The organism is Bradyrhizobium sp. BRP56 (assembly GCF_020194035.1).
GTDB lineage: Bacteria > Pseudomonadota > Alphaproteobacteria > Rhizobiales > Xanthobacteraceae > Bradyrhizobium > Bradyrhizobium australafricanum.
Genome location: NZ_JADYVV010000002.1, coordinates 92718 through 104736 on the forward strand (window position 1 = coordinate 92718; position 12019 = coordinate 104736).

Sequence of the window (12019 nt, forward strand, 5' to 3'; positions counted from 1 at the left end):
CCTCTGCGGCCCCGAATCATCTGGTCGTTTGGGCCATGGGTTCTTATTTGATTGAAAACGTACACAAAATACTAAGAAGCCTGCCGGTGCGGCTGTTTGCGCCAGCACAACGGCAAAATCGCGGCTGGAAACGATTTCGCGCGCCGCAGATTACCGTTGGGAATAGGTACGGTACGGCCCTTTCGCCTGTCGGCCAGACCCGATATGAATTGCCTTTCATGGCGTTTCGCATCAACCGGGTGCCGGTCGCACGGACGTGAAGCACGCCAACAACAAAGGTCCGTCGACCTAGCCTTTAGCCTGAAGCGTTTGGAGGAAGTCCATGGCAGCCAAGACAAAATTCCGGGGATCATTCACTGCCTTGGTGACGCCCTTCAAAAACGGCTCGGTGGACGAAGTCGCCTTCCGCGGCCTTGTGAACTGGCAGATCGCCGAGGGCACCCACGGCCTGGTGCCGGTCGGCACCACAGGCGAGAGCCCGACGCTGAGCCATGACGAGCACAAGCGGGTGGTCGAGTGGTGCATCGAGGAGGCCAAGGGGCGGGTGCCCGTGATCGCCGGCGCCGGCTCGAATTCGACCAAGGAGGCGATCGAGCTCGCCGAGCACGCCGAGAAGGCCGGCGCCACCGCGGTGCTGGTCGTGACGCCGTACTACAACAAGCCGACCCAGGAAGGCATGTACCAGCACTTCAAGGCGATCAACGATGCGATCGGCATCCCGATCATCATCTACAACATCCCGCCGCGCTCGGTGATCGACATGTCGGTCGACACCATGAAGCGGCTGTTCGAGCTGAAGAACATCGCCGGCGTCAAGGACGCCACCGCGAGCATGGTGCGGGTCTCGCAGCAGCGCGCCGCGATGGGCGAGGATTTCAACCAGCTCTCCGGCGAGGACGCCACCATCATCGGCTACATGGCCCATGGCGGCCATGGCTGCATCTCCGTGACCTCGAACGTCGCGCCGCGGCTGTGCTCGGAGTTCCAGACCGCCTGGCAGAAGGGCGACGTCACCACGGCACTGAAGATCCATGACAAGCTGATGCCGCTGCACACCAACCTGTTCATCGAGAGCAATCCGGCGCCGGTGAAGTACGCGATGTCCCTGCTCGGCAAGCTGGACGAGAAGCTGCGCCTGCCGATGGTGCCGGTCACCGAAGCGACCCGCCAGGCGGTCCGCAGCGCGATGGTCCACGCCGGCCTGATCAACTAAGCCGGACCGCGACCGCCGTGAACAGTGCCGTGCGCAACGTCGAGCAGAAGGGGATGGGCATGCTGAAGGAATTCCGCGAATTCGCCATGAAGGGCAATGTCGTCGACCTCGCCGTCGCCGTCATCATCGGTGCGGCCTTCGGCGCGATCGTCACCTCGCTGGTCGGCGACATCATCATGCCGATCATCGGCGCGATCACGGGCGGACTCGACTTCTCCAACTATTTCACCGGGCTTTCCAAGGCCGTGAACGCGACCAACCTCGCCGACGCCAAGAAGCAGGGCGCGGTGCTGGCATGGGGCAGCTTCCTGACGCTGACGCTCAACTTCCTGATCGTCGCCTTCGTGCTGTTCATGGTCGTCCGCTTCATGAATCAGTTCAAACGCAAGGATGAGGCCAAGCCCGCCGAACCGCCGAAGCCGTCCGACGAAGTCGTGCTACTGACGGAAATCCGCGACCTCCTCAAGAAGAGCTAAAGTGGCCGAGAAGAACGAACGCCCGATCAAGGTTGTTGCCGAAAACCGAAAGGCCCGCTTCAACTACGCAATCGAGGACACGATCGAGGCCGGCATTTCGCTGACCGGCACCGAGGTGAAATCAATCCGCAACGGCAAGAGCACGATCGCGGAATCCTATGCGGATTCCAAGAACGGCGAGATCTGGCTGATCAACGCCAATATTCCTGAATATCTGCAGGCCAACCGCTTCAACCACGAGCCGAAGCGGCCGCGGAAGCTGCTGCTGCATCGCAAGCAGATCAACAAGCTGCTCGGCGCGGTCGACCGCGAGGGCATGACGCTCATTCCGCTGAAGCTGTATTTCAACGAGCGCGGCCGTGCCAAACTGCTGCTTGCGGTCGCCAAGGGCAAGAAGCTGCACGACAAGCGCGAGACCGAGAAGAAGCGCGACTGGAGCCGCGAGAAGGGCCGCCTGATGCGGGCGCGGGGATAGCACGGTGCGGAACGGCGTCATTGCGATGACGGCGGATGGAGAGGGTCCGATGAGCCAAAGCAGCCTCACTGACGTCGACTGGAGCAAGATCCCGGCGCCCACGGATGACGGCGGTGCGGCGCATCTGACCGGCATGACGATCCCGCCGGTCAGGCTGCGCGCCACCGACGACACCGCGGTGGCGCTGTCGGCGCTCAAGGGCCGCACCGTGGTGTTTGCCTATCCGCGAACCGGCGAGCCCGGCAAGATCGGGCTGGTCGACGATTGGGACATGATCCCGGGCGCCCGCGGCTGCACGCCGCAGACCTGCGCGTTCCGCGACCTGTTCGCCGAGCTGAAGGCGGCCGGCGCTGCCCAGGTGTTCGGGCTGTCGACGCAAAGCAATGCGTACCAGACCGAGATGGCATCGCGGCTGCATCTGCCGTTCCCGGTGCTGTCCGACGAAGCACTGGAACTGACGCACACGCTGAAGTTGCCGACGATGTCGGTGGCGGGGCTGACGCTGATCAAGCGGCTCGCGCTGATCATCGACGACACGCGCATCAGCCACGTGTTCTATCCGGTGTTCCCGCCCGACCGGAACGCCGGAGACGTGCTGGAATGGCTGAAGGCCAATCCGCCGACGGACTAGAGAAGTCATAGGGGCGTCGCAGGGGGCGCTGCCAAAATATCGAGAACAACCCCATGCAAAGTAGCCGGCGGCGGCCGGCGTTCACCCAGGCAACTTGACACGTCGGGCAACTCAGGGATATTTTCTATTATTCCGAAGTCGCGCGAGCGTCCTGTAGCATTTGCAGACTTTGGATAGCGGTTCGCTAAGCGGATACCGGAAGGGGCGCTAGCCGAGCTCCTTGCGCACGGTCGCGAACACCTTGCGGAACATATCGGTCGTCAACACGCCGGTGTTCGTGTTGTAGCGCGAGCAATGGTAGCTGTCGTAGAGCTTGAATTTGCCCGCGCTATGCACGGCACCGTGCACAAAGGGCGCGGCCGCCAAGCGAACATCCAATGCCTTGAGAGTCGATTCGTGGGCGATTCGTCCGAGCAGCACGATCGCGCGCAGCTTCGGCATCGTGGCGATGGTGGCGCGGAGGAATTGCCGGCAGGTGTTGATCTCGGCCGGCAGCGGCTTGTTCTGCGGCGGCACGCAGCGCACCGCATTGCTGATCCGGGCGTCGACCAGCTTCAGGCCGTCGTCCGGCCGCGCCTGATAGACGCCGCTGGCAAAACCATATTCGAGCAAGGTCGCGTAGAGCAGATCACCGGCGTAGTCGCCGGTGAAGGGACGGCCGGTGCGGTTGGCGCCCTGCATGCCCGGCGCGAGGCCCACGATCAACAACCGCGCATTCGGATCGCCGAACGATTCCACCGGCGAGTTGAACCAGTCCGGATGCAGTGCGCGCGCCTGCGCGCGGAAGTCGGCCAGCCTGACACAAAGCTGACAGTTGCTGTCGGGGCGCGTAGCAGCAGCGACGAGATTACTCGTCGAAATCGTCATCGGCTCCCCGTGGGGCCATGGTGGTCGCGCGCTGCAGGAATTGCGGGGAGTGGTGACGCGGTTCGCGCGGGGCCGGGCGTTCGGACGGATCACGGCCAAGCTTGGATTGCAACTCGACAAGGTCGGTGAAGACGTCGGCCTGGCGGCGCAGCTCGTCGGCGATCATCGGCGGCTGGCTGGCGATGGTGGAGATGACCGTGACGCGAACGCCGCGGCGCTGCACTGCTTCCACCAGCGAACGGAAGTCGCCATCGCCGGAAAACAGAATCATCTGATCGATGTGCTCGGCGAGTTCCATGGCATCGACGGCGAGCTCGATGTCCATGTTGCCCTTCACCTTGCGGCGGCCGCTGGCGTCGATGAATTCCTTGGTCGCCTTGGTGACGACGGTGTAGCCGTTGTAATCGAGCCAGTCGATCAACGGGCGGATCGACGAATACTCCTGATCCTCGATGATCGCCGTGTAGTAGAACGCACGGAGCAGGGTGCCGCGACTCTGGAACTCCTTGAGGAGGCGCTTGTAGTCGATGTCGAAGCCCAGCGTCTTTGCGGTGGCGTAAAGATTCGCTCCGTCGATGAAGAGCGCGATCTTGTTGGAAACAGGTGACGACATCAAAGTGTTCTCGCGTGGTTGTTAGTGTTCTTAGCGCGGCGGTGATCAACCGCGCGCAATTTCCGGCGTTGCTGCCTAAAGTTCTGTGAATCTTTCCCCACGACAGTCACCACCGCAATTATGGTGAGGCGAGGGCAAAAAGCCTAGACCCTTGACATTGCAATGAAGAGATTTACTCGCCTGGGACAGCAACCTGGCCATGTCGTCAGACGCTCCGGCCCTTCTGGCCCCCGTCAGACCGGGTTATCAGAGCCTGTTCGGAAGGCAAATCACAAATTTTACCTTGCGAAACCGGGGCTAGGCCTATAACTAACCCTCATAACCTACATGTTCGGTCCCTTTTACCACGGAGCGCCTCGAGATGGCTCGCGTCACCGTCGAAGATTGCATTGACAAGGTCGACAATCGTTTCGACCTCGTCCTGTTGGCCGCGCATCGCGCCCGGATGATCTCGTCGGGATCGCAACTCACGGTTGATCGCGACAACGACAAGAATCCGGTCGTCTCGCTGCGCGAGATTGCCGATTCGACGATCTCGCCGGAAGACCTGAAAGAGGAACTCGTGCACTCCCTGCAGAAGTTCGTCGAGGTCGACGAGCCCGAGCCCGACACCGTGCCGCTGATCGGTTCCGCCGGTGCCAGCGTCGACGCCGACGACACCGAGGTCGCGGTCGAGCGGATGACCGAGGAAGAGCTGCTGAAGGGCCTCGAGGGTCTGGCGCCCCCGGAGGAGCAGCCCGAGGAAGACGAGTAAGCTCGCCGTCGTTTCGAACAGATTTGCCGAAGGCCCGGACATTGCTCCGGGCCTTTGCTTTTGTTGACAATTTTGCTGTTACGGTGCGTCCTATGCGGACGCGGGAAATTGAATGGTTCCAGGGCCCGCGCGGGGTGCTGCTTCATTGGAAAGCGCACTAGATTGAGGAAAGGTGGGACGTTCCGGTCCCGCGCGAGAGGCAGCGAGTTCATGGCGTATCGACGCCGCAGTTCCATCCAGATGCAGGCTGCAACCGAAACGGTCGCGGTGGCGCCGACGTCGTCCACGGCGGAGAGGCCGGCCAAGCCGCGGACGCGAATGATGCGACAATATGACCTTGTCGAGCGCGTCCGCTCCTACAACCCTGACACCAACGAAGACCTGCTCAACCGCGCCTATGTCTACGCCATGAAGGCGCACGGCACGCAGACCCGTGCCTCCGGCGATCCCTATTTCTCGCATCCGCTCGAGGTCGCCGCGATCCTCACCAACCTCAAGCTCGACGACGCCACGATCGTGGCGGCGCTGCTGCACGACACGATCGAGGATACCGAGGCGACGCGGGCCGAGATCGACAATGTGTTCGGCCACGAGATCGGCGCGCTGGTCGAAGGCCTGACCAAGCTGAAGCGGCTGGAACTAGTGTCGCGCGAGGCCAAGCAGGCCGAGAATTTGCGCAAGCTGCTGCTTGCGATCGCCGACGACGTCCGCGTGCTGCTGATCAAGCTCGCCGACCGGCTGCACAACATGCGCACGCTGGAATTCGTGCCGCCGGCCTCGCGCCGCCGCATCGCCGAGGAGACGCTGGATATCTATGCGCCGCTGGCCGGTCGCATGGGTATGCACGAGATGCGCGAGGAACTCGAGGACCTGTCGTTCTTCGTGCTCGATCCAGAGGCCTATGCGGTGGTCAAGCAGCGGCTCGACTCGCTGGCCGAGCGCAACCGCAATTTGATCGGCGAGATCGAAACCCAGCTCTCCAAGAACCTGCAGAAGAACGGCATCACCGCGCGGGTATTCGGCCGCCGCAAGCAGCCGTTTTCGATCTGGACCAAGATGGAGCGCAAGTCGGTCGGCTTCGAGCAGCTGTCCGATATCTACGGCTTCCGCATCATCCTCGACGATGTCGGCGCCTGCTACCGCGCGCTCGGCATCGTCCACACCACCTGGCCGGTGGTGCCGGGCCGCTTCAAGGACTACATCTCGACCCCGAAGCAGAACGACTACCGCTCGATCCACACCACGGTGATCGGGCCGGGCAAGCAGCGCGTCGAGCTGCAGATCCGCACCGAGGACATGAACCAGATCGCCGAGTTCGGTATCGCCGCGCATGCCTTCTACAAGGAAGGCGCGGGCTCGCCGCACGAACGGCTGAAGCATGAGTCCAACGCCTTCGCCTGGCTGCGCCACACCATCGGCATCCTCTCGGAAAGCGCCAATCCGGAAGAATTCCTCGAGCACACCAAGCTCGAGTTGTTCCACGACCAGGTGTTCTGCTTCACGCCGAAGGGCAAGCTGATCGCGCTGCCGCGCAACGCCAACGTGATCGATTTCGCCTATGCCGTGCACACCGGCGTCGGCAACAGCGCGGTCGGCTGCAAGATCAACGGCAAGTTCGCGCCGCTGTCCTCCGAGCTGCAGAACGGCGACGAGGTCGAGGTGCTGACCTCGAAGGCGCAGTCGGCGCCGCCGTCGGCCTGGGAAGCGCTCGCCCGCACCGGCAAGGCGCGGGCCGCGATCCGCCGTGCCACCCGCGACGCGGTGCGCGACCAATATGCCGGCCTCGGCCGCCGCATCGTCGACCGCCTGTTTGCCCGCGCCAAGATCGAATACGCCGACGACAAGCTGAAGGGCGCGTTGCCGCGGCTCGCGCGCGGCTCGATCGAGGACGTGATGGCCTCGGTCGGGCGCGGCGAGATCAAGGCCTCCGACGTCGCGCGCGCGATGTATCCCGATTACAAGGAAGAGCGGCTGGTGCGCTATGGCGCCAAGAAGGGTCTCGCCGCCAAGCTGAAGACGCAGAACCCTCCGCATCCGGCGCGCGCCACCTCGGTGATCCCGGTGCGCGGCATCAATTCCGACCTGCCGGTGAAGTTCGCGCCGAACGGCGGTGCGGTGCCGGGCGATCGGATCGTCGGCATCGTCACGCCGGGCGAGGGGATCACGATCTATCCGATCCAGTCGCCGGCGCTGAAGGATTTCGAAGAGGAGCCGGAGCGCTGGCTCGACGTGCGCTGGGATATCGACGAGACCATGCCGCAGCGTTTCCCGGCCCGCATCCTGGTCCATAATGTCAACGAGCCCGGCAGCCTCGCCCAGATCGCGACCGTGATCGCCGAGCACGACGGCAATATCGACAACATCCACATGTCGCGCCAATCGCCTGATTTCACGGAGCTGACCATCGATCTTGAGGTCTATGACCTCAAGCATCTCAGCGCTATCATCGCCCAGTTGCGCGCCAAGGCCGTCGTCGCTCGGGTCGAGCGCGTCAATGGGTAACGTCTCGTCGTTGCCGGGCTTGACCCGGCAACCCATCTTTCCAAAAGGATGGATGCGCGGGTCAAGCCCGCGCATGACGGGCTAGATTGCAGGTCAAAGAGATGTCCAAAACTCCGCCGCTGCGTCTCGGTATCAATGTTGATCACGTCGCCACTCTGCGCAACGCCCGGGCCGGAGCGCGGCCCGATCCGGTGCGGCTGGCGCTTGCCGCGATCGCGGCCGGCGCCGACGGCATCACCGCGCATTTGCGCGAGGATCGCCGCCACATCCGCGATGAGGACATGGCGCGGCTCAAGGCCGAGATCTCCAAGCCGTTGAATTTCGAGATGGCGGCGACCGATGACATGTTGCGGATCTCGCTCGCCACCAAGCCGCACGCGGTTTGCCTGGTGCCGGAACGGCGCCAGGAGCTCACCACCGAAGGCGGCCTCGACGTCGTCGGCCAGCACAACGCGCTGGCGCCGTTCATCGCGCGGCTGGGTGACGCCGGCATCCGCGTCTCGCTGTTCATTGCCGCCGATCCCAGGCAGATCGAGATGGCCGCGAAGCTGAAGGCGCCCGTGATCGAGATCCACACCGGCGGCTGGTGCGACGCCGTGGTCGACGGTCACAAGGACAAGGCGGAGGCCGAATGGAAGCGCATCGTCGCCGGCGCCAGGCTCGCGCAGGCGGCCGGGCTCGAGGTCCATGCCGGCCACGGGCTCGACTATGACACCGCGGAGACGATTTCCGCGCTGCCCGAAATCCGGGAGTTGAACATCGGTTATTTCATGATGGGCGAGGCACTGTTCGTCGGCATCGCCGGGACGGTGCGTGAGATGCGTGCGGCGATGGACCGCGGCCGCGCCAGGGCGCAGGGTGGCGTCAGCGCATGATCATCGGCATCGGCTCCGACCTGATCGACATCACCCGGGTGGCCAAGGTGATCGAGCGCCATGGCGAGCGATTCCTCGATCGCATCTTCACCGACGCCGAGCGCGCCAAGGCGATGCGCCGCGCCAACAACGAGAAGATGGTGGTCGCAACCTACGCCAAGCGCTTTGCCGCCAAGGAAGCTTGCTCCAAGGCGCTCGGCACCGGTATCCGGCGCGGGGTGTGGTGGAAGGACATGGGCGTCGTGAACCTGCCGGGCGGGCGGCCGTCGATGCGGCTGACCGGCGGGGCGCTGGCCCGGCTGCAGGAACTGACGCCCGAGGGCATGCAGGCGCAGATCGACCTTTCGATCACCGACGATTGGCCGTTGGCCCAGGCCTTCGTCATAATTTCGGCGGTTGCCCCCGCCAGATGATCCCGCGGTGCCGGATTCTGCCGGAAAACTTCAGCAAACTAAAAAATCATTGATATTTCAATGAATTGCGAAGTTTTGAGGCGGCGATTGATTGCGCCCCTGCGAACAACCGTCTAAAACGCCGCAGGGTTATATCGAGCGAGACGCTGATTCCGGGTTTAGGCCGGAATTTGCCCTCAAGATCAGAATCAAGGCCATTTTCCTCACGCGAAGGCCGAACGCTTCGCGCGAAGAGAACGTTCTGCCACCGCGTGGACATCAGTCCACGGGAATTGGGAAAGCAATGAGCGTGACCACCGGGACCAAATCTGAAAGCGGCTTGGGCGAGACCATCCGCGTCGTCATCCATGCTCTTCTGATCGCGCTCGTCATCCGCACCTTCCTGTTCCAGCCGTTCAACATCCCCTCCGGGTCGATGAAGGCGACGCTCCTGGTCGGCGACTACCTGTTCGTCTCGAAATATTCCTATGGCTACAGCCACTATTCGATCCCGTTCTCGCCGAACATTTTCTCGGGCCGCATCTTCGGTTCGGAGCCGAACCGCGGTGACATCGTGGTGTTTCGGCTGCCGCGGGATGACTCCACCGACTACATCAAGCGCGTCATCGGGCTGCCCGGCGACCGCATCGAGGTCAAGAGCGGGCTGCTCTACATCAACGATGAGCCGATCAAGCGGGAGCGGCTGAGCGACTTCGTCGGCGAGGATCCCTGCGGCTCGGCGGATGCGACCGCCCGCGTCAAGCGCTGGAAGGAGACGCTGCCGAACGGCGTCAGCTATGAAACGCTCGACTGCACCGACAACAGCTACATGGACAACACCATCGTCTACACCGTTCCGCCCGGGCATTTCTTCATGATGGGCGACAACCGCGACAACTCCACCGACAGCCGCTTCCTGTCGCAGGTCGGCTACGTGCCGTTCGAGAACATCATCGGGCGAGCCCAGATGATCTTCTTCTCGATCGCCGAGGGCGAGCAGGCCTGGATGATCTGGCGCTGGCCGCTTGCCGTGCGGTGGAATCGCCTATTCTCTATCGTGCGATGAACGACGATACCGCATCCATCAACGATCCTGCGCCGACCGGCGAGCCGAGCCAGACGCCTGCCGCCGACAGCACAGCCGCGCCGAAGAAGCGGCGCAGCAAGGCGGTCAAGGCCGCTGAGGAGAAGGCCGCGATCGCGGGCACCGAGGCGCGGATCGGGTACACGTTCCAGGATCCCGCGCTGCTGACCACTGCGTTCACCCACGTGTCCGCGCTGAAGCCCGCCACCCGCAACCGCGCCGACAGCTACCAGCGGCTGGAGTTCCTCGGCGACCACGTGCTCGGGCTGATCGTATCGGACATGCTGTTCCGGTCGTTCCCCAAGGCCGACGAGGGCGAATTGTCGAAGCGGCTCGCCGACCTCGTGCGCAAGGAGAGCTGCGCCGACGTCGCCAAGGCGCTCGGGCTGCTCGAGGACATCAAGCTCGGCATGGTGAAGGCGGTCGAGGGCGCCCGGCTGCGCAAGTCCGTGCTCGGCGATATCTGCGAAGCGGTGATCGGGGCGATCTTTCTCGACGGCGGCTATGATGCCGCACGCCAGTTCGTCGAGCGCAACTGGACCGAACGGATGCACAAGCTGCGCCGGCCGCTGCGCGATCCCAAGACCGTGTTGCAGGAATGGGCACAGGGCAAGGGGCTGCCGACGCCGGTCTATCGCGAGGTCGAACGCACCGGCCCGCATCACGATCCACAATTCCGCGTTGCGGTCGACCTGCCGGGCCTGGCCTCCGCCGAGGGCCTCGGCGGCAACAAGCGCGCGGCCGAGAAGGCGGCGGCATCCGCGATGATCGAGCGCGAAGGCGTCGGCACCAATGACTGACGAGGCCAAAGGGCAAGGGGACGCGACGCGCTGTGGCTTCGTCGCGCTGATCGGTGCGCCCAATGTCGGCAAGTCGACGCTGGTCAACGCGCTGGTGGGCTCCAAGGTCACGATCGTCTCGCGCAAGGTGCAGACCACGCGCGCGCTGATCCGCGGCATCGTGATCGAAGGCAACGCGCAGATCATCCTTGTCGACACGCCCGGCATCTTCGCGCCGCGGCGCCGGCTGGATCGCGCCATGGTATCGACCGCCTGGAGCGGCGCGCACGACGCCGATCTCGTCTGCGTGCTGCTCGATGCGAAGTCGGGCCTCGACGAAGAGGCCAACGCGATCCTGACCAAGCTCGAAACCGTCGCCCATCCGAAGATCCTGGTGCTCAACAAGGTCGATCTCGTTCAGCGCGAGAAGCTGCTGGCGCTGGCGCAGGCCGCCAACGAGCGGATGCGCTTCGAGCACACCTTCATGATTTCGGCGCTGTCCGGCGACGGCGTTGCGGATTTGCGCCAGACGCTGGCCAAGCTGGTGCCCGCAGGGCCGTTCCTCTATCCCGAGGACCAGATGTCGGATGCGCCGATGCGGCATCTGGCGGCCGAGATCACGCGCGAGAAGATCTACAGCCATCTGCATCAGGAACTGCCGTACCAGTCGACGGTCGAGACCGACAGCTGGACCGACCGCAAGGACAAGTCGATCCGCATCGAGCAGACGATTTTTGTCGAGCGCGAGAGCCAGCGCAAGATCGTGCTCGGCAAGGGCGGCGCCACCATCAAGTCGATCGGCGCGCAGGCGCGTGCCGAGATCGCCGAGATCATGGGCGTCCCCGTGCATCTGTTCCTGTTCGTCAAGGTGCGCGAGAACTGGGGTGACGATCCCGACCGCTACAAGGAAATGGGACTGGAATTCCCCAAGGAATAAGAGTCGACGCTTGCATGAACGTGCCCAGAAATGTGCTGTGGTTTGAGGTTCTGCTCTATATGTCGCTGACGCTGGATGCGCTGTCGGTGGCGTTCCAGGACCGCACGCCGACCGTCCTGAAGACCGAGCAGGTGATCATGGGTGAGACCCTGACGGCCGGCTGCATGATCCTGCTCCTGATGTATTTCGTCCGGCTTGCCGCGCAGCACCGCAAGAACTGGCCGCGCTGGGCGCTGCTCGCAGTGCTCGTCTTGTCGGTGATGTCCCTGCTGCAGGTCATCGGCGCAAGGGGCATGGAGATCGACAGCGCCATCGAGGTGGTGTCGTGCATCCTGACCACGGCCGGGCTGTATTATTCCTTCACCGGTGACGCGCGGGGCTGGTTCAACGCGTAGCGAATGACGCGTGCGGAAAGCTGCGT

General features: G+C 63.6%; 14 protein-coding genes. 12 read left to right on the plus strand and 2 right to left on the minus strand.

The genetic code is table 11. The annotated features are described in order from the left end of the window. The first annotated feature begins 322 nt into the window (after positions 1-322). Genes dapA through I6F38_RS02145 form a run of 4 tightly spaced genes read left to right on the plus strand, consistent with a single transcriptional unit; the run spans position 323 to position 2795 of the window. Positions 323-1213 (plus strand): 4-hydroxy-tetrahydrodipicolinate synthase, encoded by an 891-nt coding sequence (dapA, locus tag I6F38_RS02130; RefSeq protein WP_225158899.1) that lies wholly within the window; start codon positions 323-325, stop codon positions 1211-1213. A 59-nt stretch (positions 1214-1272) separates the two neighbouring features. Beyond that, the gene (gene mscL, locus I6F38_RS02135; RefSeq protein WP_057020874.1) at positions 1273-1689 is read left to right on the plus strand and encodes a large conductance mechanosensitive channel protein MscL; all 417 of its coding nucleotides are present in this window, start codon (positions 1273-1275) and stop codon (positions 1687-1689) included. Position 1690: 1 nt separating this feature from the next. Beyond that, positions 1691-2164 carry an SsrA-binding protein SmpB gene (gene smpB / locus I6F38_RS02140; protein WP_076834415.1) on the plus strand — a complete coding sequence of 158 codons (474 nt, stop codon included), beginning with the start codon at positions 1691-1693 and terminating at the stop codon, positions 2162-2164. 49 nt (positions 2165-2213) lie between these two features. After that, entirely contained in the window at positions 2214-2795 is a 582-nt protein-coding gene (locus I6F38_RS02145) for a peroxiredoxin (RefSeq protein WP_225158900.1), read from the plus strand. A 207-nt stretch (positions 2796-3002) separates the two neighbouring features. Here the strand turns inward: I6F38_RS02145 and I6F38_RS02150 are convergent, their stop codons facing one another. Together I6F38_RS02150 and I6F38_RS02155 are read right to left on the minus strand one after the other, a co-directional pair. Beyond that, positions 3003-3662 (minus strand): uracil-DNA glycosylase, encoded by a 660-nt coding sequence (locus I6F38_RS02150; protein WP_225158901.1) that lies wholly within the window; start codon positions 3660-3662, stop codon positions 3003-3005. Then, a complete protein-coding gene (locus I6F38_RS02155) occupies positions 3643-4275 on the minus strand; it encodes an NYN domain-containing protein (RefSeq protein WP_016844002.1) in 633 nt (210 codons plus the stop codon). The genes I6F38_RS02150 and I6F38_RS02155 overlap by 20 nt, the downstream gene beginning before the upstream one ends. Before the next feature lie 361 nt (positions 4276-4636). Here I6F38_RS02155 and rpoZ point away from each other — a divergent pair, with 361 nt between their 5' ends. The 8 genes from rpoZ to I6F38_RS02195 all read left to right on the plus strand — a co-directional run bounded on the left by rpoZ (position 4637) and on the right by I6F38_RS02195 (position 11993). After that, positions 4637-5029, plus strand: a complete 393-nt coding sequence (gene rpoZ / locus I6F38_RS02160; protein ID WP_016844003.1) for a DNA-directed RNA polymerase subunit omega — start codon at positions 4637-4639, stop codon at positions 5027-5029. 210 nt (positions 5030-5239) lie between these two features. Next, the gene (locus tag I6F38_RS02165; RefSeq protein WP_057020754.1) at positions 5240-7531 is read left to right on the plus strand and encodes a bifunctional (p)ppGpp synthetase/guanosine-3',5'-bis(diphosphate) 3'-pyrophosphohydrolase; all 2292 of its coding nucleotides are present in this window, start codon (positions 5240-5242) and stop codon (positions 7529-7531) included. A 101-nt stretch (positions 7532-7632) separates the two neighbouring features. Further along, positions 7633-8406, plus strand: coding sequence for a pyridoxine 5'-phosphate synthase (locus I6F38_RS02170; RefSeq protein WP_225158902.1), 774 nt, complete (start codon positions 7633-7635; stop codon positions 8404-8406). Further along, positions 8403-8819: a holo-ACP synthase gene (gene acpS, locus I6F38_RS02175; protein ID WP_021078359.1), complete on the plus strand. Its 417-nt coding sequence runs from the start codon at positions 8403-8405 to the stop codon at positions 8817-8819. Before I6F38_RS02170 ends, acpS begins: the two co-directional genes overlap by 4 nt. Positions 8820-9102: 283 nt before the next feature. Continuing rightward, positions 9103-9864, plus strand: coding sequence for a signal peptidase I (lepB, locus tag I6F38_RS02180; protein ID WP_028333840.1), 762 nt, complete (start codon positions 9103-9105; stop codon positions 9862-9864). Next, positions 9861-10682, plus strand: coding sequence for a ribonuclease III (gene rnc / locus I6F38_RS02185; protein WP_225158903.1), 822 nt, complete (start codon positions 9861-9863; stop codon positions 10680-10682). The genes lepB and rnc overlap by 4 nt, the downstream gene beginning before the upstream one ends. Continuing rightward, positions 10675-11598: a GTPase Era gene (era, locus tag I6F38_RS02190; protein WP_057020751.1), complete on the plus strand. Its 924-nt coding sequence runs from the start codon at positions 10675-10677 to the stop codon at positions 11596-11598. The genes rnc and era overlap by 8 nt, the downstream gene beginning before the upstream one ends. Before the next feature lie 14 nt (positions 11599-11612). Then, entirely contained in the window at positions 11613-11993 is a 381-nt protein-coding gene (locus I6F38_RS02195) for a hypothetical protein (RefSeq protein ID WP_225158904.1), read from the plus strand. Positions 11994-12019: the final 26 nt, after the last annotated feature.

What these genes read in the sequence shown, in the direction of transcription:
- dapA (WP_225158899.1), top strand. Translation starts at nt 323, where the DNA reads ATGGCAGCCAAGACAAAATTCCGGGGATCATTCACTGCCTTGGTGACG.
- mscL (WP_057020874.1), top strand. Translation starts at nt 1,273, where the DNA reads ATGCTGAAGGAATTCCGCGAATTCGCCATGAAGGGCAATGTCGTCGAC.
- I6F38_RS02145 (WP_225158900.1), top strand. Translation starts at nt 2,214, where the DNA reads ATGAGCCAAAGCAGCCTCACTGACGTCGACTGGAGCAAGATCCCGGCG.
- I6F38_RS02150 (WP_225158901.1), bottom strand. Translation starts at nt 3,662, where the DNA reads ATGACGATTTCGACGAGTAATCTCGTCGCTGCTGCTACGCGCCCCGAC.
- I6F38_RS02155 (WP_016844002.1), bottom strand. Translation starts at nt 4,275, where the DNA reads ATGTCGTCACCTGTTTCCAACAAGATCGCGCTCTTCATCGACGGAGCG.
- rpoZ (WP_016844003.1), top strand. Translation starts at nt 4,637, where the DNA reads ATGGCTCGCGTCACCGTCGAAGATTGCATTGACAAGGTCGACAATCGT.
- I6F38_RS02165 (WP_057020754.1), top strand. Translation starts at nt 5,240, where the DNA reads ATGGCGTATCGACGCCGCAGTTCCATCCAGATGCAGGCTGCAACCGAA.
- I6F38_RS02170 (WP_225158902.1), top strand. Translation starts at nt 7,633, where the DNA reads ATGTCCAAAACTCCGCCGCTGCGTCTCGGTATCAATGTTGATCACGTC.
- acpS (WP_021078359.1), top strand. Translation starts at nt 8,403, where the DNA reads ATGATCATCGGCATCGGCTCCGACCTGATCGACATCACCCGGGTGGCC.
- lepB (WP_028333840.1), top strand. Translation starts at nt 9,103, where the DNA reads ATGAGCGTGACCACCGGGACCAAATCTGAAAGCGGCTTGGGCGAGACC.
- rnc (WP_225158903.1), top strand. Translation starts at nt 9,861, where the DNA reads ATGAACGACGATACCGCATCCATCAACGATCCTGCGCCGACCGGCGAG.
- era (WP_057020751.1), top strand. Translation starts at nt 10,675, where the DNA reads ATGACTGACGAGGCCAAAGGGCAAGGGGACGCGACGCGCTGTGGCTTC.
- I6F38_RS02195 (WP_225158904.1), top strand. Translation starts at nt 11,613, where the DNA reads ATGAACGTGCCCAGAAATGTGCTGTGGTTTGAGGTTCTGCTCTATATG.